This is a genomic window from Nostoc sp. (assembly GCF_036916655.1).
Taxonomy (GTDB): Bacteria; Cyanobacteriota; Cyanobacteriia; order Cyanobacteriales; family Nostocaceae; genus Nostoc.
Window position 1 is genome coordinate 25,711 of record NZ_JBALFY010000114.1, and the last position, 20,179, is coordinate 45,889.

At 41.8% G+C, this 20,179-nt stretch carries 16 protein-coding genes; 10 read left to right on the forward strand and 6 right to left on the reverse strand.

All coding sequences use genetic code 11. The features are described from left to right. Positions 1 to 295 precede the first annotated feature (295 nt). The 3 genes from V7L31_RS29870 to V7L31_RS29880 all read right to left on the reverse strand — a co-directional run bounded on the left by V7L31_RS29870 (position 296) and on the right by V7L31_RS29880 (position 3,450). Complete coding sequence (locus V7L31_RS29870) at positions 296 to 1,531, reverse strand: DUF445 domain-containing protein (protein ID WP_334699579.1); 1,236 nt, start codon at positions 1,529 to 1,531, stop codon at positions 296 to 298. A 178-nt stretch (positions 1,532 to 1,709) separates the two neighbouring features. Then, on the reverse strand, positions 1,710 to 2,402 hold the full coding sequence (gene ubiE, locus V7L31_RS29875) for a bifunctional demethylmenaquinone methyltransferase/2-methoxy-6-polyprenyl-1,4-benzoquinol methylase UbiE (protein WP_334699580.1): 693 nt from the start codon (positions 2,400 to 2,402) through the stop codon (positions 1,710 to 1,712). A 109-nt stretch (positions 2,403 to 2,511) separates the two neighbouring features. After that, positions 2,512 to 3,450, reverse strand: a complete 939-nt coding sequence (locus V7L31_RS29880; protein ID WP_334699581.1) for a response regulator — start codon at positions 3,448 to 3,450, stop codon at positions 2,512 to 2,514. A gap of 687 nt (positions 3,451 to 4,137) precedes the next feature. Between V7L31_RS29880 and V7L31_RS29885 the strand changes: the two genes are divergently transcribed. From V7L31_RS29885 to V7L31_RS29900, 4 genes are all read left to right on the forward strand, one after another. Further along, positions 4,138 to 5,226, forward strand: a complete 1,089-nt coding sequence (locus tag V7L31_RS29885) for a RuBisCO accumulation factor 1 (protein WP_334699582.1) — start codon at positions 4,138 to 4,140, stop codon at positions 5,224 to 5,226. Positions 5,227 to 5,640: 414 nt separating this feature from the next. Beyond that, complete coding sequence (gene aqpZ, locus V7L31_RS29890) at positions 5,641 to 6,414, forward strand: aquaporin Z (RefSeq protein ID WP_334699583.1); 774 nt, start codon at positions 5,641 to 5,643, stop codon at positions 6,412 to 6,414. A gap of 375 nt (positions 6,415 to 6,789) precedes the next feature. Further along, the gene (locus V7L31_RS29895) at positions 6,790 to 7,917 is read left to right on the forward strand and encodes a succinylglutamate desuccinylase/aspartoacylase family protein (protein ID WP_334699584.1); all 1,128 of its coding nucleotides are present in this window, start codon (positions 6,790 to 6,792) and stop codon (positions 7,915 to 7,917) included. A gap of 136 nt (positions 7,918 to 8,053) precedes the next feature. Further along, positions 8,054 to 10,471, forward strand: a complete 2,418-nt coding sequence (locus V7L31_RS29900) for an ATP-dependent helicase (protein WP_334699585.1) — start codon at positions 8,054 to 8,056, stop codon at positions 10,469 to 10,471. A 144-nt stretch (positions 10,472 to 10,615) separates the two neighbouring features. On the opposite strand, the gene V7L31_RS29905 is transcribed toward V7L31_RS29900, so the two are convergent. Both V7L31_RS29905 and V7L31_RS29910 read right to left on the reverse strand, forming a co-directional pair. Next, a complete protein-coding gene (locus tag V7L31_RS29905) occupies positions 10,616 to 11,335 on the reverse strand; it encodes a hypothetical protein (RefSeq protein WP_334699586.1) in 720 nt (239 codons plus the stop codon). A 175-nt stretch (positions 11,336 to 11,510) separates the two neighbouring features. Further along, positions 11,511 to 11,738, reverse strand: a complete 228-nt coding sequence (locus V7L31_RS29910) for a hypothetical protein (RefSeq protein ID WP_334699587.1) — start codon at positions 11,736 to 11,738, stop codon at positions 11,511 to 11,513. Positions 11,739 to 12,114: 376 nt separating this feature from the next. Here V7L31_RS29910 and rpmI point away from each other — a divergent pair, with 376 nt between their 5' ends. From rpmI to V7L31_RS29940, 6 genes are all read left to right on the forward strand, one after another. Then, the gene (gene rpmI / locus V7L31_RS29915; RefSeq protein WP_334699588.1) at positions 12,115 to 12,312 is read left to right on the forward strand and encodes a 50S ribosomal protein L35; all 198 of its coding nucleotides are present in this window, start codon (positions 12,115 to 12,117) and stop codon (positions 12,310 to 12,312) included. Between the two features lie 19 nt (positions 12,313 to 12,331). Then, on the forward strand, positions 12,332 to 12,688 hold the full coding sequence (gene rplT, locus V7L31_RS29920) for a 50S ribosomal protein L20 (protein ID WP_104908268.1): 357 nt from the start codon (positions 12,332 to 12,334) through the stop codon (positions 12,686 to 12,688). A 12-nt stretch (positions 12,689 to 12,700) separates the two neighbouring features. Then, positions 12,701 to 13,516: a transporter substrate-binding domain-containing protein gene (locus V7L31_RS29925; protein ID WP_334699589.1), complete on the forward strand. Its 816-nt coding sequence runs from the start codon at positions 12,701 to 12,703 to the stop codon at positions 13,514 to 13,516. Positions 13,517 to 13,620: 104 nt separating this feature from the next. Further along, positions 13,621 to 14,145: a tetratricopeptide repeat protein gene (locus V7L31_RS29930; RefSeq protein WP_334699590.1), complete on the forward strand. Its 525-nt coding sequence runs from the start codon at positions 13,621 to 13,623 to the stop codon at positions 14,143 to 14,145. A 302-nt stretch (positions 14,146 to 14,447) separates the two neighbouring features. Beyond that, on the forward strand, positions 14,448 to 16,430 hold the full coding sequence (locus V7L31_RS29935) for a primary-amine oxidase (RefSeq protein WP_334699591.1): 1,983 nt from the start codon (positions 14,448 to 14,450) through the stop codon (positions 16,428 to 16,430). A 118-nt stretch (positions 16,431 to 16,548) separates the two neighbouring features. Then, complete coding sequence (locus V7L31_RS29940) at positions 16,549 to 17,118, forward strand: peptidylprolyl isomerase (protein WP_334699592.1); 570 nt, start codon at positions 16,549 to 16,551, stop codon at positions 17,116 to 17,118. A 365-nt stretch (positions 17,119 to 17,483) separates the two neighbouring features. Here the strand turns inward: V7L31_RS29940 and mutS are convergent, their stop codons facing one another. After that, complete coding sequence (gene mutS / locus V7L31_RS29945) at positions 17,484 to 20,120, reverse strand: DNA mismatch repair protein MutS (RefSeq protein WP_334699593.1); 2,637 nt, start codon at positions 20,118 to 20,120, stop codon at positions 17,484 to 17,486. Positions 20,121 to 20,179: the final 59 nt, after the last annotated feature.

Sequence of the window (20,179 nt, forward strand, 5' to 3'; positions counted from 1 at the left end):
TAACTAAGCTAGAAGCTCAATGGTCAATTTAATATATTAAGAAGTGCTACGCTACAGTTAGCAAGATTGAGAAGCAATTATGACCGAAAACGACTCATGATACAACCCTCTAAATTTATTTATGGGGATCATTACTTTTGAATTTTGTTAGCGTAGCGTTAGCGAGTCCGCGAGCGTCATTTTGAATTCGGAGCGTTCGCCCTTGGCGTCTCGAAGAGAAGCGACGTGACTGCCCTAATTCTGAACCTCAGCCCCACCATAATTTGATAAAATTTTACAGTTAAAAAACAAAAAACTAATATTGACTTAATATTAAAAACACTGTTTGCAACAACCCGATAACAAAACCCAAAACACCACCTAAAGTTACAATTGCCTGCAATTCATTTTTTACAATTCCCTCAATCGCCGCTTCTAAATCAGCCGGCGAAGTTGATTTTACACGGTCAACTATCACTTCATCTATCGACAAAATTGGAATCACTTGGGTGACAATTGCTTCTAAATCTTTTTCCAAATACTTATCTAAAATTAGAGCCAATTCTTGACTCATCACTTCTAAAGAAGTACTGACAACTGGTGAAGTACTAAGACGATTCAGCAGCACTACAGCAATATTTTCCCAATCAACAGAATCAGTTAATCCTTGTAAAAAATCGCTACCACTATTTTGCAGATAATGACGGACACTTTCGCGGGTGGTCTTTCGGAGTTGGCGCACCGTCCCCATTGGCAAGTTTTGTAATGATAAATTTTGCAGTAATTTCCGAATGCGATCGCGCATTTGTAAATCTTGAATCAATTCCTGCAAGCGAGTATTGGTAGCCTCTTTTTCATCTAAGCAAAAAGTCCGTAGCCGTGTGAGAGTATTACGTAAGCCAAATAAATTTGCTACTACCCAATAAGTCCCACTGGTTTTTTCGCGGAACCCTTCATCGATAATTTGAATCGTGCGATCGGTTAAAAAATCAACTATGGCTTGGCGTAGCATATCCGGCGGTAAAACTACTTGCAATAACCAGTCAGCCAGCCGCGTAGCTTGTTCTTCGCTTAATTGAAATTCCAGCAATATCTGGTCAAAAATTTGATTGATTTGCGCTTCCAAAAAATCTTCCCGTCGCGCCAAAACCTTGAGTAACCGGGGCAAAGATTCCCCTAGTAAATCTCGCAAAATTCCCGCAACAATTTTGGCACTTTTCTGGTTTTTATCTGTTTTGATTTGTTCAATCGCCAGCTGCAATAACCAAAGAATTGCAGCTTGCACGCGTTCTGTTTGCAACAAACGCCGTGCCAGATTTTGTAATTCTTGTGGTGTCAACAGTGACCCCATGATTGTATTGGAAATGTTCTTAGCCAGACGTTCCTGGTTGCGGGGGATCAATCCAGGGGTGAAGGGTACTCTTCGTCCAGCAATATAAATTGCTCGGTAAGGACGGAACAACATTTTTATGGCTATATCATTTGTGAAATAGCCAATAATTCCACCCAGTACCGGGGGAGACACATAAAGCCAAAGATGAGACCAGTCCACAGGGTTTTGGATTTTGGATTTTGGATTTTGGATTCTAGATTATAAATTAGGGATTGAGTATTGGTAATTGGTATTTGGCGGTTATTAATTGTTAGTTGCTTTTCGACTAACCACTAAGGATTCTCCATTACCCATTACCTATTCCGCAGTCCCCAATCCAAAATTGCAAATCTAAAATCTAAAATTTGCTGACTACCAGCACTCCCATCATACCGTTCGCGATGGGGTAGTGTGTGGCAACAGCAAAACCAACCTGACGAGCTAACTCTATTTGCTCTTTGCCAATGGGAAAGCGGTCTAGGCTGGGACTGATGTAAGCATATTCTTCTTTTAAGCCCAAATAAGTTGCAACTGGCACCACGAAACCGTCCAAATACCACTGCTGAAAGGTACGTAGCTGAAGATTACTCGGTCGATGAAAGTCTAAAATTGCGGCTTTAGCTCCTGGCTTCAAAACCCGGTATAACTCTTGGAGACTGCGGGGAATATCTTTAACATTTCTTAAACCATAGCCCATTGTTGCGGCATCAAATTGGTTGTCGTCAAAGGGTAAATTGAGGACATCAGCTTCTATCCAGGCGATTGCAGGTTGGGGGTACTGCTTTTGAGAGCGTTCTTTAGCGTTTTCGAGTAGGTTTGGGGAAAAATCCACTCCGTACACCTTTCCTGTTGCTCCCACGCGCCGCGCCAAACGCAAGGCTAAATCACCACTACCGCAACACAAATCTAATGCAGTATCTCTCGGTTTAGCTGCACTCCATTTGACTGCCATTTCCTTCCAGATTCGATGCTGTCCCAGACTCAACCAATCGTTCAATTGGTCATAAACTGGAGCAATACGGTTAAAAATGGACTTAATTTCGTTACTCATTTAATATTGGGCATAGGGCATGGGGCATAGGGCGCTTGTGAGCGTACCTCTTGGGGGAAGTAAGCTACGCCTAGCCTCTGGTAGAGAAGTATTGGGCATTGACTAATGACTAATGACCACTAGTCAGAGCGATCGCCACTAGTTGTGCTGATAAATTAATTAGGGTTAATTCATCTTCTCGCAAAGTGCAGGGTTGTTTCCACTGTAGTGATAATACGCCCAAAAGTTCATTACGGTAGCTAATGGGAATCACTAAATGTGCTTGCACTCCTGTATTTTGGTAGTGAGTAGCATCAACTAGTTTAGTGTCTTTCAGTATATTTAAGGAAACTTGCATTTGCCCGGTGGCGATCGCTTCCTTTGTGAGTGGGTCTTGAGATAACCAATTTTCTATTGTACCTGTATCGCTGTAACTTCCTTGAGTCGTAACCAGAGTATTTCCATCTGTAAGTTGTAGAATACAGCCATCTGCCCCAAAAGTCTCACTCACAGCCCTAGCAATTGGAGCAAGAGTTTCCTCTAAGCTAGAAGCTGCTTGAGTTACCTGTACCAAAACACTCAGCAACGCCATTTGAGCATGAGCGCGGCGTAATTCTTCTGTGCGTTGCTTGAGCAAGTCGTAGGTTTCTGCTGCTCTTTGCACCACTGCCTTCAGTTCCCCTGGGTCCCAAGGCTTGGTAATATATTTGTAGACTTGCCCCGCATTAATCGCTTCTACCAAGTCTTCAATATCAGTAAATCCGGTGAGAATTATTCTTACTGTATCGGGAAACTGAGGTACTGTTTTGCTGAGAAACTCAGTTCCTTTCATTTCTGGCATTCGTTGATCGGAGATAATCACCGCTACCTCGCCTTCTGCGGCCAAAACTTGTAGGGCGTTTACTCCACTATCAGCTTTGAGAACGTTAAAGTCGCGTCGAAATGTACGATAAAGTAGATCGAGATTATCTGGCTCATCGTCAACGACTAAGATTTTCAGCTTTTTTGGTCGTTCGAGAGTCATAACTTGATAGTGGACTTTATCAATTTCAACACTGGGATTATCCATAAGATATTTCCTTTAAATATTTACTCTCTTGTTATATTCCATACCAAGTTTAGTTGAGAATAGCCGAAAATTGCCAAGGGTTTATACGGAGTTATTTTGCATATCTTAAAATGCTAAGAGTGAGCGTTACAGAGGAAATTAGCAAAGCTGTAGCCTCTGTGAGTAGCTTCACCCGTAGGCTAACTTGGAATTAAATGGGGTTGAAAGCAATAAAACAGGAGTCAGAATACAGAATTCAGAATTCAGAATTCAGAATACTTTACCCATAAAGGGATAGAGTTTTCAGGCGAAAATATTTTAATTTTTTTCGCCCACCTCTTACGTGGTTTTAACCAATATTCAGACGCGACGCTCGGTCGCCCTTGACGTCTTCCTTTGGGAGAAGACTCGCTATCGCGGACTCGCTTGCCGCCGGCGCTATCACCCACTCGTACAGAATTCATACTGTTAGCGGATAGCTAAGGTTTAGCCCATTCTGACCAGAGGCGGAGCGTCTCCGGCTCCGCTCCTGAGTTCTGAATTCTCCTTATAAAAATAATAGATAAATTCCAACCTCGTGCCCTCTGCCTCCAAGATAAGTTTCCATAGATGAACTCAAGGCAGTAGGTCTGGGTAGTTCATAGATTAGAATAAGACTTGCTCATGAGGTGTTAATTAACCTCTCAAGTTGAAGCTCGCACTCTGATTATGACTGATCTACCACCCAACGCTCAGAATCCCGAAGACAATGCTAATAACGATGTAGCACAAGAGTTACTGCGAAGGCTGAGGCAAAAACAAGGTAACTGGGTGGAATGGGGAACAGCGATCGCCTCGTTACTAAAAGCCGGTTACAATCCCCAAGACATTTTTGAGGCGACTGGATTTGAGCCAATTCAACAAAATCAGGTGGTTGTTGGTTCTCAAGTTTACAATTCTTTGGAAAAGTTTGGAGTATCGGAAGCAACGCGATCGCACTACACCACACGCGGCAGTGATGTTTTATACGAACTGCGTTTACTGACTCAAGAAGAACGCGCCGCCGCCGCCGAACTGATCTTCGTTCACAACGTTGATGCTGATGAAGCACGGGAAATAGCAAAAGCTTTGAAAGAGTTCTCCTATTACCGCACTTTACCAGAAGGCTTTTCTGCCCATCCTGGAGATGCCTTTGCTCACCAAGTTTGGAAACTGGCACGCCAAAATGCAGATTTACAACAGCGATCGCGCCTAATTGCCAAAGGGTTGCGTTTTGCTCACACGCCAGGTGCAAGGCAAAGAATCGAACAATTACTGACTGATTTTACTACTGTTCCCCGCCGTCCAGCACCAATTTTACCCTTTTACCGTCTAGAATTTGAAGAACAATTACCCCGAATATTGCCCGTGGTAGGCGAGTTGCCATTGTCAAAACAAGACTTGCAGGCAGTGCCCATATTGACAGAAATTGAACCATTTCGGATGGTCAAGTTTTCTGGAGAACAAGCTTGGGTACCCTTACCAGGTTGGCAAGTGCTTTTGGCGGCAGAAGATCCAGTAGTAATTTTAGCGAATAGCGATCGCTTCCCCATCCAAACCCAAAACCAAACAGGGCCAGTCGTAGTAGTAATAGATCGTGCCCAACGACAATGGGATGCCTCCAGCTACTTTGTTGTTGAAAATGCTGGTGAATTAGATTTTCAATGGTTTGAAACTGAGCCAGAAGTCTCTCTATTAGGACAAGTTATCATTATTGTGCGTCCTAAGAAAATTCTGGATGAAGAATTAACTAAAGATTCTTGGCAGATTGACGAATAAATTCAATTTTCAATACTGTTTGGTTAAGGAAAGAGACGCGATTTATCGCGTCTTTGCGATTTATAATTTTCATTAAAAAACCTTAACCTAACCGTATTGATTCAATTTTTAGACTCCCACACCTTCCGGGTGTGGGAGTCTTGAAAATTATATTAACTAGAACAAGAATCTTAATAAATCAATGTATAAAGGAAGCAAAATTCTTAAGAAATTAAGTATTTTTTTTGTTATTTTAGCTTTTCCGCTATCTTCATATTTTATCACCCCAATTATTGAATAAAAAACAATTTCCTATTGTTTCGATTTAGTTTGATCGCGAAACAAACACGATACATTTCTTGTTGATGTGAATAACTCAAGCATTGCCCAACATAGCTATCACTCGTTTGTAGCTGAACAAGGAGTTTTCCGAAAATGTCTCTAACTAAACGTTGCTTGGCCGAATTTATTGGTACATTCTGGCTTGTTTTAGGTGGTTGTGGTAGCGCTGTTCTAGCCGCAGCCTACACAGCGGATGCTGCAAAAATCAGTGAAAATACTTCTTTTCCATTGGGTATTGGATTAGTTGGTGTATCTTTGGCGTTTGGGCTGACTGTCCTCACCGGAGCTTATGCTTTTGGTCACATTTCTGGTGGTCATTTCAATCCAGCTGTTTCCTTTGGATTGTGGGCAGGTAAGCGCTTTCCGGCGTCTGACTTACTACCTTACATCGTCTCTCAAGTAATCGGTGCAGTTGTGGGTGCGGGCATTATCTACCTGATTGCTAGCGGCAAAACTGGATTTACCCTAACTGGCTCCAACCCATTGGCTACTAATGGCTACGGGAATCACTCTCCAGGTAGTTACACGCTATTTTCTTGCCTGATTACTGAAGTTGTAATGACTTTCATGTTTCTGCTGATTATTCTGGGTGTAACTGATAGCCGCGCTCCTAAGGGATTTGCACCCCTAGCAATTGGTTTTGGACTCACCTTAATTCACCTGATTAGCATTCCTGTAACCAATACCTCAGTTAATCCCGCCCGTAGTACGGGAGTTGCTCTATTTGCAGGTGTAGAACTTTTTTCGCAAGTCTGGCTGTTCTGGATAGCTCCGATCTTGGGAGCTATTTTAGCAGGATGGTTGTATGTAGCCATCTTTAGTGAATCAACCGTAGGTGAACGGCAAAACGTCAAAGAGCTAGTGTAAAAGTCATTTTCTGTACAATTTGCCCCGGTATTTCTAGCTTTTATCGGCAGTTCATCAATCTTCAGTTGAAGTTGCGTAGGTAGAATCCGCATTGGGTATGCCTTGAGATTCCTTAATAATCCTCCGACTTAGAGAGCAAATGAGCCTAGCAAAGTTTGTTTTGTCGGGGGATTATTAATTTTATTTCTAGAATAAATGCTTAAATATATATTTACTAACCAGGAAACCTGTCTGTCTTCAAAAAATAGTAACAACTTACAATACTGTTCGGTTAAGGCAAGACGCGATAAATGGCCGTCTCTACAATCATGAGTCGGCCATTTATTTCGGTACAGATAAAGCGATAATTTACTCAAATCATCACTGAATTGTTTCATGCTGCCAGTTATTGAAAAAATTGTATTACGTCAAATGGCTTCGGGCGATCGCCTTTTTCTCCAAGTTTACAAGTTCGTCGGCGCTAAACCTGGTAAAAAAGTTTACATCCAATCTAATCTGTACGGTGCAGAAATTGCTGGTAATGCCGTTATTCACCAACTAATTGAGTTTTTATTGACAATAAATGATACAGATTTAATTGGAGAAGTTTGCTTAGTTCCCGTTTGTAATCCAATGGGAACTAATGAACGCGCTCATCATTTTTCCCCTGGGCGTTACTGCGTTTACGAAGCTAAGGACTGGAATCGTATATTTTGGGACTACGAAAAAGAAGCTGATGATTTAGTAGCTTTTACTAAATCTCAACTTCATATCGATCTAGAAGTCGTTCGACAAAATTATCTAACTATAATTAAGCAACAATTCGCAAAAATTTTAGAAAAAATTAATTCTCCTCATTCTGTTCCTTACACTGAGCTTTTTAGCTATAAGCTACAAAATCTCAGTTTAGATGCAGACTACTTAATTGATTTACATAGTTCTACCAATTACGCTTTAGACTACCTTTATTACTTCCGAAATCGAGAAGATAGTGCCAAATATTTCTTGCTTGATTTCGGAATTTTACTTGATAAATATGATGGTGATGCTTTTGATGAAGCTTTTATCAAACCTTGGTTAGCATTGGAAGCTTGTTTTAAAAACTTTGGTAGAGAAATTAAGTTTGATGTGGAAGCTTGGACACTAGAATTGGGAACAGGAATGCAAATGAATTCCGATTCAGTTGCTAAAGGTGTGCGGGGTGTGAAAAATTATTTAGCGCAAAAAGGTGTACTGCAAATTCCTAATTCATGGAATGATGCGAAAAACCATGAGATGAATTTTGTATCCAGTGGCAACCGGAAAAAATATTATGCGATCGCAGGTGGGATGATTCAATCTAGAATTGAATTAGGTAGTAGAATTAAAGCTGGAGAAAAGCTGTATCAAATTCTCAGTTTTAATAAAGAAGAGAAATTACCTACTGTAATTGATGTTTGCGCTCAACAAGATGGATTAGTTTATGATGTCGCAACTAATCAAGCTGTGAATGAAGGTGAATTTGTATTGGGAGTTGTTAGTTAGTAAGCTAAGATTGAGTTTAGAAGATATACAAGATGGGTTAATATTACCTGGTCAATTAGAGATTCTGAATCCGCTTAAATCATATATGCCATGCAGTTTTGGAATTAAATCCAAAATCTAAAATCTAAAATTTTATATGTCCGACTCTAAATTTACTATTCCTGTTGTTCAAGAATTACTTGACTCAGAATTGTCTGAGCGATCGCCTGTTCCTTCTTTACAAGAGAAAATTCTCGCAATTCGCAACAGTCTCCGCCCTGGACAGCAGCAAATGGCTGATTGGCAATCTGGGCCTTTGGCGATTTCTGCCGTTCCGGGTGCAGGCAAATCTACGGGTATGGCGGCGGCGGCGGCGATCGCGATCGCTCGTCAATATGAGCGTTCATCCTTCCGTCGTCAGTTGGTAGTCGTTACCTTTACTCGCTCTGCTGCTGCCAATATTAAAGCCAAGATTCGCAAATTCTTACGAGATGATTTACGTTTACCCCAAACGGGCTTTTTTGTCTATACCTTGCATGGTTTAGCGTTGAACATTGCCAACCGTCATTCTGATTTGTCGGGTTTGCAGTTAGAAAATGTCACATTAATTACACCAACCCAAAGTCACCGCTTTATCAGAACTGCTGTAGAACAATGGATTGTAAATAATCCAGACCGATATTTGCGGTTATTAGAAGGTCATCAATTTGACGGAGAAGAGACAGAAAGATTGCGTCGTCAATCGGTGCTGCGAACAGAAGTATTACCAGAATTAGCAAATACGGTAATTCATGAAGCAAAAAGTTCGGGGATATCGCCAGAATTGTTGCGGGAGTGGAGTAAGCAAACCACAGACGAATATGGAATTTTGAGCGTAGCGGCGGGATTGTACGAACAATATCAAAACTTAATGCGATCGCGTGACTTCATTGATTACGACGATATGATTTTAGCCGCACTGCGCGTTTTAGAAAATGACAGTGCCCGTCGCGTCGAGCAAAATCAAGTATTCGCCGTCTTTGAAGATGAAGCCCAAGATTCTAGCCCTCTTCAGACGCAACTATTAGAAATTTTGGCAAGTAATGGGGGAGATAATTCTTCACTCCTAACAGACGCGATGAATCGCGTCTCTCCTAACTCAGCACTCAATTTAGTCCGAGTTGGCGATCCTAATCAGGCGATTAACTCTACCTTTACCCCAGCCGATCCGATTTATTTTCGGCAATTTTGCGAAGAGTGCGATCGCATAGAACGATTGGCAACGATGGATCAAGCCGGTCGCAGTACTAGAATTATCATTGAAGCTGCTAACTTTGCCCTCAAATGGATCAATAATCAGTGGTTAGCAACAACCAACAACAAACAACAAACTCCTAATAACCGACAAGTACCATTTCGCTTGCAGACAATTCGCCCTGTGGAAGCTGGCGATCCGCAAACTAACGCTAACCCCGTAGCAGTAGGGCGAGGACTGGAACTTTATACACCCGATGATATTCATCACACCGTTAAATTGTTATCTCAAAGGGTGATTGAGTTATTTGGTGAAGATCCAACAAAAAATAGTGCAGCAGTTTTAGTCCGAGAAAATCGTCAAGGAAGATGGTTAGCAGAAGCTTTAGCGCCTGTATGCAAAGAGCATAATATTACACTTTACGATGTGGGAGAACGCGATCGCCGTTCCCATGTTCCCCAAGAAATTTTGGCATTATTGCAATTTTGCGATCGCCCCCACTCCCCTGATTACCTCAAAGCCGCCTTAGAGGCATTAGTACAGCGCCAGTTAATTCCTACCCAAGACCTTAACGCTCTTGCTAGTCTACCAGAAGAGTTTTTGTATCCTGGCCCCCTAGCAGCACCCCAGCCAGAAACAGTACAAAAAGCTGCGCGTTTGTGTCGTAGTTTACTTCGCGCTCGTTTGGAATTGCCCCTGTACCAGCTAATTTCCTTTCTCGCCTTGACCTTAAATTACGATCAGGCAGAATTGGCAACTGCTGATAAACTCGCAGAACGGGTTAACCAGCAGATAGCTGGCAATAGTTCGATGGGGGGAATGCTTTCAGCTTTAAGTGAAATCGTTAGTTCCGAACGGTTTGAACCAGTGGAAACCGAAGATTCGGAAGAACGTTACACTCGTCGCGGCCAACTGACGATTATCACCATGCACAAAGCCAAAGGGTTAGATTGGGACTATGTATTTCTTCCCTTTCTCCACGAAAACTTGATTCCTGGGAGATTTTGGGTTCCTCCCCAAAGCCAATTTTTAGGTGACTTTACCTTATCAGAAGTAGCCCGTGCCCAAATTCGCGCTACTCTCCATGAAGAATCTGTCATACCGGATGTTAGTCAGGCGTGGGAGGTGGCAAAGAATTTGAAAACATCTGAAGAGTATCGTTTACTCTATGTTGCTATGACACGGGCAAAGCTGCTGTTGTGGATGTCTGCGGCGCAGAAAGCCCCCTTTACTTGGAGTAAACCGGACAATTTACAAGAACAAGCGCCTTGTCCGGTATTTCCAGCATTAAAACGCCAGTTTCCTGAATGTGTGATGAATTTAGCGGCAATGAGCAAATAAGCCTGATGAAAACTGAGTTGAGAGTACAACGTCAAATGAACTATTACAGCGATTTGACACCTAATAAGCATAACTGTTTAACCAGGCTTTTTACGATCGCCCCTCATAGCACCTGGGGAGAAATACAATTCCAATAAGTGTTACTTATAATTCTACCTTTGCTTTCAATATCTTGAATCTATCTTGAAATAAGTTACGTAAGCGGTCTATTTCTTTTATAGAAGTTGGAGATAAATTGTGTTCCCATCCTTTATCGTAATGCGATAACATCTTTTCCACAGATGGTTTTTCATTGTTAAATACGAAAAAATATTTTCCATTACTTGAAAAGTCTTGAACTAATCCTAAAAAAGAACGTCCAGAACCTAGAGCAACTTTAGAAGATTCATGACATTTACATTCTACTCCTATGACAATATTTGTAGATTTTACTACTATACTGTTTTTATTTTTTACATTCCTGCAACGTTTTCCTTCCGTCCTTAATAAAACTGCGATATCGCATTCTTGAGGTACTTTTGATGAACCTACTGCGTAAATTCCCAGATGCACTTCTAACTCTAAATCATCACCTTTTGTTGGAAAAATGAGTACAGCATGGGTATATTTTTTCTTCTGATAGTTAATATAACCGGGACTTCTTCTGAATAAAATATCTGAAGTTATGTTTCCCGATGTGTCTTCAAATTGTATAGGTCTATTTACATTTTCTCTTATAGCAGCATCTAAAAGAATGGTAAATATAAAAGCTTCAAACAAATCATTTGCTTTTGCTTTACTTTTGTAAGTATAATCTAATGTGCTTTTTAACCTCGTTAGCTGAAGTTCAATTTTTCCAAGTAAATCAGAATGCAGTCTCATCATCAATAGCCTCAGTTATTCTTTCAAGTAATCTTAACAGTTCATTAGCTGGCTCTAAATTGCTAAAAACATTATCATAATTAATATTAAAATCGCCTTCATCTATATCAGAGGCGAATGTGATACTAGGGTTTAAATTTGAAAAATTTTCATTGTTTTCAAAGAACTGGACTACTCTTTATTCTATAAGTACTTCATCCACTATTGATTGCTTTATAAGGCTTATCAATATTTTCAGTCGTTCTTTTTGCGTGTATTCTTTAGCAGCTAAATCATGAGTATCGTGCCTGACAATTGTGCCTATACTGATTTCTTCAGTAGCCAATTGAACTACCCAATTCATTTCTATTTCTCGTAAAATCCTTATTAATTGTTGGTAAAATGCTTGGCATTCCTCTTCATTCATAAATGTTGAATAATAGCTGCTTTACTTATAAATAGAGTGTCTTGTGGTAGTAGAGTAATGTACTTTACTTTCTATTACCACTCTAATAATATCAATTTTATTTAAAGTGTTGTTCCAATTAATTACGCATATCCCGCCTAATATAAGGCACATTCAGCGAATTAATCGCCCGATGCTGACCTTACCTTGCCACCACGCCAAATTATTAATCTGACCACGCCACTGTTAGCAGCTTTGCGATCGCTCCAAAAACCTGCCGCCAAATCCCGTTTTAGAGCTTCGTAGCGATCGCCGTTGGTTAAATCCTTTATTTAATTGCAGTTATAGCAATTTTCATAGTATATAATAATGGATCGTGTCGAATCAAAGCTAGACCATGCCTAAACTAAAGACTCGTAAAGCTGCGGCAAAGCGATTCCGTGCCACCGGTACCGGCAAAATCGTCCGTCGTAAAGCGTTCAAAAGCCACCTTTTAGAGCATAAAAGTTCTAACAAAAAGCGTGGACTGCGCCAAAGTGCCCTTGTACATGAACGCGATGAACTCAACGTGCGCTTGATGCTCCCATATTTGTAAGTATTTTAGGAAATAAGTTATGACTCGGGTAAAACGCGGTAATGTAGCTCGGAAGCGCCGCAATAAAATTCTCAAACTAGCTAAAGGTTTTCGTGGTTCCCATTCAACTCTGTTTAGAACCGCCAATCAACAAGTGATGAAGGCGCTACGGAGTGCCTACCGCGATCGCAAAAAGAAAAAGCGCGATTTTCGTCGCCTCTGGATTGCGCGCATTAACGCTGCTTCCAGGCAACACGGCTTGAGCTACAGCCAGTTGATCGGTAACTTGAAAAAAGCTGATATCCAACTAAATCGCAAGATGTTGGCGCAACTGGCAGTTCTCGATCCAGCTAGCTTCGGCAAAGTTGCGGAATTAGCAATTCAAGCTAAAGGATAAAGGTGGCAAGGGATGTATAACAGATGTAGCAGATGGCAAGTAATGACTCGGTTACATCTGGTATTATCCGCCACTATTTTTTTGATTTTTTGCTTTTCCATAGTGGGGACGGGATTAACTGCATCTGCTGCCGAAATGTCAGAAATTCAGCAGCGAGGCTATTTAAATGTTGCCGTTAAAGATAACTTGCGTCCCTTAGGATTCAAAGATAGTAACGGGAATTTGCAAGGCTTAGAAATTGACTTAGCAAAGCGTTTGGCAGTTGACTTGGTTGGTAAAGCTGAGGCTGTGAAATTTCAACCTGTAGCGAATCGCGATCGCCTGTCTGTAGTCTTAGACAAGAAAGTTGATTTTGCGATCGCTAGAGTCACAGCAACCGAATCTCGCAGCCGCATAGTTAGTTTCAGTGTTCCCTACTATTTAGATGGCACTTTATTAGTTACAAAAGATACCTCTGTGCAGCAGTTGAATGATTTGGCAAAACAAAAAATTGCCGTACTCAACAACTCCAGTACCATCGCCAAAGTGCGGTACTATCTGCCAAACGCCGAGTTAGTAGGAGTAAATTCTTATGAAAAAGCGCGAGAGGAAATAGAAAATAATGCCGTTGCTGCCTTTGCCGCAGATGCTAGCGTTTTGAGCGGTTGGGTGCAACAATATCCTCAATATCGGCTACTGCCAACCAAGTTATCAACAGAACCCTTGTCTATAGTAATGCCCAAGGGATTGCAATACGATGAGTTTAGACGAAACGTGAATCAAGCGATCGCTCGTTACTTAGAAAACGGTTGGCTCTTGCAACGCACTCAATATTGGGGTTTACCGTAAATTGGTCACTAGTCATTGGTCATTGGTCATTGGTCATTAGTGAATAACAAATGACAAATTACAAATTACAAATAACAAACTTTATAATATTCGTATTTGCAGCAATGGATAACAGTCTAGCCGTTGTTTATCTCTCAATTTTGGTGGTTATACTCACAATTGCAGCCGTGAGTGTGTTTCGCCAGATTTTCAAAACTCGCAAGGTTGAAGGCTCTTTTGCAAGATTGCGAAAGAAATTAGAGAAAGAGAAAGGTACAGCTCAAGAATATTATGAGTTAGGCAGTATTTATTCAGAAAAAAAATTGTACTCTCAAGCGATCGCGCTATTTCAAAAAGCTCTCAAAGCTGCTGAAGAAGAGGAAGAAGAAAATATCGCCCCTATTTACAACGGGCTGGGCTATGTTTATTTTATCCAAGAGCAATATGACCTAGCAATTCGTCAGTACAAAGAAGCTCTCAAATCTAAACCAGACTACGTTACAGGATTGAACAATCTCGGTCACGCCTACGAGAAGAAAAAGTTAACTACTCAGGCGTTGCAAAGCTACGAAGAAGCACTAAAGTTTGATCCAAATAACTCTATTGCGAAACGTCGTGCTGAATCTTTACGTCGTTTGGTTTCTGCGTAATTGCTGAAGCGTCAAATATTATATCTAGCCCTGGAATGCCTCCGGCACGCCAAGGGCGAACGCGGCTATACAGGTAAAACCCACCTCCGTGGTCTTTAGTCCGCGCAGGCGGACTTGGTTTGTGTAGCCGCGATTTCTAATCGCCAGGTATATTTGCAAGGGCGAAATGCTCTCGAATATATTGGGTTTCACAATTGAGGACACCGTTAACAAACTAATTTGGCTTTAGTCTCTTAATTTATCGGTTTTCAATCTTAGGCTTGGAAATAGATAACTATAAGTCTTTTGTAAAAATGTAAAAGATGATTAAGCGGCTAAAGCGTTTTTTGTGGCTATCTATTGCGATCATTTCCATTATTTCTATCTCAACCGGATTAATGGAAACATTGATGGCTCAACAGCCTTCGATTTCCCATCCTCTCACTTCACTAGCTGAGGTAGAAATTAGCACAGCTGTTTCGGTCATCCAAAAAGAAAAAAATTTGAGCGAAATGGCAGCTTTTCCTCTTATTGCTTTACAAGAACCAGATAAAGAAGAAGTTATAAATTTTACACCTGGTAAAGTGTTTGGGCGAAAAGCTTTTTTGGTAATTTATGAGCGATCGCTAAATAAAACTTATGAGGGTATCGTAGATATCACAAGTAAAACTTTAAGTTCTTGGAAAGAGATACCGTCAGTTCAACCTGCGATCGTTAATTCAGAATATGAACTAGCAACTCAGGTAGTTAAAGCCGATCCGCGATGGCAAAAAGCAATGCAAAAGCGGGGAATTACCGATTTTGAGCAAGTCAAAATTAGTTGGTGGGCACCAGGAATCCAAAATCAACAAGAAGAAGCAACAGGTAATCGTCTTTGTCGCGGCTTATCTTACTACAAAGGCAAAGCCTGGAACTATTATGGTAGTCCGATTGAAGGAGTCGTAGCAACAGTTAATTTGAACACGGGTAAAATTGCCAGTTTTATTGATAAAGGAAACATCCCTTTCTCTAAAGAAAATTGGAACTACGATATCAAGTCCTTAGGCAAATTACTTTCACCATTGAAAGCATTGAATATTGTACAACCTAATGGTCAAAGCTTCCAGATTAAAGACAATGAAATTAGCTGGCAAGGTTGGAAATTTCGCTATTCAATGCATCCTCGTAATGGATTAATGCTGTACCAAGTAGCGTACAACGATGGGGAAAATATTCGACCAGTTTTATACAGTGCTAGCCTCTCAGAAATGGTAGTACCTTACGGCGATCCTGAGCCTACTTGGGCATTTAGAAATGCCTTTGATGTTGGGGAATACAACTTAGGTTTACTAGCAAATACGATGGAATTGGGTAAGGAAATTCCCGAAAATGGCTTGTTGCTAAATGCTGTATTTGCTAATGAGCAGGGAGAACCTTATAAAATCCCAGGGGTTATCGGTATCTATGAGCGCGATCGCGGAATGCTCTGGAAACATTATGAGTATAATACTCGGCGTAATGATGTCCGTCGCAGTCGAGAATTAGTCATGACGATGACGGTAGCTGTTGACAACTATGATTACAGCCTTAATTGGATTTTTCACCAAGATGGGACTTTGGAAGTCCAAAATGAGTTAACGGGTATCGTGCTGGCGCAGGGAACGGCTGCTCAAAAGCAATCTGAGGATGATTCCTATGGTCGGTTAATTGCTAAGAATATCTTTGGAGTAAATCACCAGCACTTTTTCAACTATCGCCTAGATTTAGATGTCGATGGTCAGGCTAATTCGGTGATGGAAATGAATGTGAAAGCTTTGCCGATGGATGAGAAAAATCCTTTAGGAAATGCGATCGCACTTTCAGAAACCCCACTAGCTAAAGAAACCTCTGCTGTGCGCGATTTAAATATGAAAAGCAGTCGGGAATGGATGATTGTTAGTGCAAACAAAAAGAATACTCTCGGTGCTGCGCCTGGATATATGCTGATGCCTGGAGGAAATTCTATATTTTTCCCTATCGAAGGCTCAAAAATCCGGGAACGGGCAGAATTTGCGACTCACCACGTCTGGGTAACAAAATATAAACCCAGTGAACTTTATGCTGGAGGCGATTATCCCAACCAGACTAAACCAGGACAGGGTTTACCTAAATATATTGCAGACGATGAAGCCTTGATGGGTGAAGATATCGTACTGTGGTACACAATGGGCGTAACTCATATTCCGCGATCGGAAGATTGGCCTGTGATGCCTGTTCACCAAGTTGGCTTTAAGCTAGTCCCTAGAGGATTCTTTAGCCGGAATCCAGCGATAAATTTGCCTGAGTAAAATATTGTTGGCTCAAGTTTCCTTTCTTCAGGTTTTTTGTCATGTCTAAAGGCGGTAACTTGAATGCTGATAAACTTATATAGGTCAATACAGGCACTTGTTAAAAGTAGGATATCTAATGAGCTTTCCAGAAATTAATATTCCCGGTGATGGCAAGCTGCACGCTCGCTTAATTACTTCCTTGGGTGAAATTGTAGTTCGTTTGGAAGAAGAGCGAACCCCCAATACCGTCAAAAATTTTGTTGGTCTAGCAACCGGAACAATCGATTGGAAAGACCCTAAAACTGGTGAATCTGGTAAGGGAACTCCAGCTTACGATGGGGTGCGCTTTCACCGAGTCATCCCTGATTTTATGATTCAGTGTGGCGATCCTCTGAGTCGTTATCTAGATACAGCCAACCGATGGGGTACTGGTGGTCCAGGATATCAATTTCAGGATGAGTTTCATCCTGAATTGAGACACACTCGTGCAGGTATCCTGTCGATGGCTAATGCCGGACGCGGTACTAATGGTTCGCAGTGGTTCATTACAGAAGCACCAACGCCTCACCTTGACAACAAACACAGTGTTTTTGGTGAAGTTGTCCAAGGTCTAGATATAGTCAACAAGATCGCTAATGTGCCTACAACTAGAGATCGTCCGAATCAAGAAGTGGTGTTACAAAAAGTAGAAATTTTTAGGCAGTAATTAACACTTCGGTTTATAGTACACCTGTAGGGACATGGCACTGCCCATTAGTGTCTACTTTTGCCAAAAATAGCTTAACTGTTGGCTTCCTCGCCCGCCAGCGAATAAATTCCCTAGCTAATAGCTTAAGTCTACTGAAGTAGACTGGAGATTTTTGGCGATACTTAGTCATCTTCAGATGACTTTAGCTATGAGACGGGAATTTCAATTCCCGGCGGACAAGGGGTTTCGCGTTAAGTTGACACCAATGGGCACTGCCGTACCCCTACACGTCGTGATATAATCTTATACTGCATCTGAATGGGAACCGCTATAAGGACTTTAGTGCTGAGAAAATAGCACTAAAGTCTTTATTACGAACTTGCTTACCCATCAAGATTTTGCAGCCCCATCGCAATCTTACTGTGTTTTTCAATTTGCCCCATCACTTGTTTTGCCCGTTGAATAACTACGGCTGGTAAACCCGCTAATCTTCCCGCTTCAATTCCATAAGATTTATCAGCACCTCCTGGTTGGACTTGGTGCAAAAAGATAATTTGGTCGGGTAATTCTTTCACCGTCACCTGATAGTTAGCCACATTTGGTATGATGCTAGCTAGTTCATTTAACTCGTGGTAATGGGTGGCAAAAATTGTGCGCGACCGAATATCAACTGCTATATATTCCGCCACTGCCCAAGCTATGGAAAGACCATCAAATGTTGCTGTGCCGCGGCCAATTTCATCTAATAATACCAGTGACCTAGATGTAGCATGGTTGAGAATATTTGCCGTTTCATTCATCTCCACCATGAAGGTAGATTGACCAGTTGCTAAATCATCTACTGCACCGACACGGGTGAAAATGCGATCGCATATTCCCAATCTAGCAAACCTCGCTGGTACAAAACTACCAATCTGTGCCATTAACTGAATCAATCCCACCTGCCGCAAATAACAACTTTTGCCGCTAGCGTTTGGCCCAGTGAGGATGATCAAATCGGGATTGTCATTTGTCCTTTGTCCTTTGTCCTTTGTCATTTGTTCTTGGTCATCTACTAATGACAGATGACTAATGACTAATGACTCTTGACCCAATTGCGTCGAATTTGGCACAAAGAACCCCGCAGGTAAAGACTGTTCCACCACGGGATGACGACCATCAACAATATTTATCTCCCTTCCTGGCAATATTTCGGGACGACAGTAACCTTGATGCACCGCCAACTCAGCCAAACCACACAACACATCCGCCGCCGCCACTGCACGAGACAGATTGCGAATTACTTCCGCTTCTTGTGCTACCTCTTCCCGCAACGCCGTAAAAATCTCATATTCCAACTGATTTAAATCATCCCGCGCCGTCAAAATCCGGGCTTCCCGTTCCTTCAAATCTGGGGTGATATAACGTTCCTCATTGGTCAGGGTTTGCTTGCGGATATAATTAGCGGGTACTTGGTCGGCTTTGGTGCGAGAAATACTGATGTAATAACCAAAGGTTTTGTTAAATCCTACCTTCAGTGTCGAAATTCCTGTTTTAGCTCTTTCATCAACTTCCAAGTTAGCAATCCATTGCTGGTCTGCTTCTACTGTCGCCTTTCTCTCATCCAATAGGGGATTTACACTAGGGCGAATTAATCCGCCTTCTTTAATTAGTATGGGTGGCGACTCTACAAGATGTAAGTGTAACTTTTGTGCCAATTCTTCCAACACACTTGGGACTTTCTGTAAAGCTTTCAGGAAGGGGGAACGTGTTTCAACTACTAAGTTGGATAATTCCGGTAAACGTGAGAGGGAATCTGCCAAAGCTACTAAATCTCTAGCATTCGCTGTACCAGAACCCGCCCTTCCGGTGAGACGTTCTAAATCATAAATTTGGCGTAATAAGTGCCGTAAATCTTGACGCAGGGGCGTATTTTCCATCAATTCTTGGATGGTATCAAGACGTGCCCGAATGCCTTTAATATCAAGTAGCGGTTGCAACAACCACCGCCGCAAAGCCCGCCCACCCATCGCTGTACTCGTTTTATCTAACGCCCAAAGTAGGGAACCGTGAAAAGTGCCGTCCCGGACGGTTTGGGTAATTTCTAGGTTACGGCGGGTTTGATTGTCAACAATTAGATAGTCAGTGACAGTGTAGCTGCGGAGTCTTTGGAGAGTGACAGGGTTTTCTTTTTGAGTATCTTCCAGGTATTCCAAAAGACCACCAGCCGCACGAACGGCGAGGGGAAGATGATCGCAACCAAGTCCTTCGAGCGATCGCACCTTAAATTTCTGCAATAATCTAGGTCTAGCTTCACCTTGAGAAAAGGGTAATTGCGATCGCAAACTATAACAAAATGATGGTGGCAAACACTCCGGCAGATGTGGCGAAGTCTCTCCCGGACGCAACAAACTACCCAAATCGGGCGCATTTGTCGGAACCAGCACCTCTGAAGGTTGCAAGCGCATTAATTCTTGTGTCAAATGTTCTAAATCACTACCTTGTGTGGTAAGAAATTCACCTGTAGAGATGTCTGCATAAGCTAAACCCCAATGATTTGCGGCAATTACTACTGCTGCTAAGTAATTATTGCGACTGGATTTCAGCATTCCTTCTTCTAGCAAAGTACCAGGAGTCAGGATGCGCGTTACTTCCCGCCGTACCAATCTCCCAGCAGCTTCAGAAGCATCTTCCACTTGGTCGCAAATTACCACTGCATAGCCTTTTTCTACCAGCATCGTCGCGTAGCGTTCCCAAGCGTGATGCGGAACACCAGACATCGCCACCCGTCCCTGTTCTCCAGCTTGCTTACTAGTGAGAACTAATTCCAATTCTTGCGCTAGTTTGACAGCATCTTGGAAATAGCATTCAAAGAAATCTCCTACCCGATACAGCAATACCGCGTGAGGATATTTATCTTTTGTTTCGACATAGTGCAGGTACATTTGACTTAGCTTACTGCGGTCTACCTGTCGATGGTCGGAAATAAAAGTACTTGCGTCAGGTTTGGTAGATGGAGTTTCAGAGTGAGAAGCGGTCATAGATGCTATTGAGTTACGCGCGGAAATTCCACAATATCCGATGATGTTAGAAATGAGTG

Coding starts and splice junctions, on each gene's coding strand:
- ubiE (WP_334699580.1), bottom strand. CDS start 2,402: ATGAGTAACGAAATTAAGTCCATTTTTAACCGTATTGCTCCAGTTTAT.
- V7L31_RS29880 (WP_334699581.1), bottom strand. CDS start 3,450: ATGGATAATCCCAGTGTTGAAATTGATAAAGTCCACTATCAAGTTATG.
- V7L31_RS29885 (WP_334699582.1), top strand. CDS start 4,138: ATGACTGATCTACCACCCAACGCTCAGAATCCCGAAGACAATGCTAAT.
- aqpZ (WP_334699583.1), top strand. CDS start 5,641: ATGTCTCTAACTAAACGTTGCTTGGCCGAATTTATTGGTACATTCTGG.
- V7L31_RS29895 (WP_334699584.1), top strand. CDS start 6,790: ATGCTGCCAGTTATTGAAAAAATTGTATTACGTCAAATGGCTTCGGGC.
- V7L31_RS29900 (WP_334699585.1), top strand. CDS start 8,054: ATGTCCGACTCTAAATTTACTATTCCTGTTGTTCAAGAATTACTTGAC.
- V7L31_RS29905 (WP_334699586.1), bottom strand. CDS start 11,335: ATGATGAGACTGCATTCTGATTTACTTGGAAAAATTGAACTTCAGCTA.
- V7L31_RS29910 (WP_334699587.1), bottom strand. CDS start 11,738: ATGAATGAAGAGGAATGCCAAGCATTTTACCAACAATTAATAAGGATT.
- rpmI (WP_334699588.1), top strand. CDS start 12,115: ATGCCTAAACTAAAGACTCGTAAAGCTGCGGCAAAGCGATTCCGTGCC.
- rplT (WP_104908268.1), top strand. CDS start 12,332: ATGACTCGGGTAAAACGCGGTAATGTAGCTCGGAAGCGCCGCAATAAA.
- V7L31_RS29925 (WP_334699589.1), top strand. CDS start 12,701: ATGTATAACAGATGTAGCAGATGGCAAGTAATGACTCGGTTACATCTG.
- V7L31_RS29930 (WP_334699590.1), top strand. CDS start 13,621: ATGGATAACAGTCTAGCCGTTGTTTATCTCTCAATTTTGGTGGTTATA.
- V7L31_RS29935 (WP_334699591.1), top strand. CDS start 14,448: ATGATTAAGCGGCTAAAGCGTTTTTTGTGGCTATCTATTGCGATCATT.
- V7L31_RS29940 (WP_334699592.1), top strand. CDS start 16,549: ATGAGCTTTCCAGAAATTAATATTCCCGGTGATGGCAAGCTGCACGCT.
- mutS (WP_334699593.1), bottom strand. CDS start 20,120: ATGACCGCTTCTCACTCTGAAACTCCATCTACCAAACCTGACGCAAGT.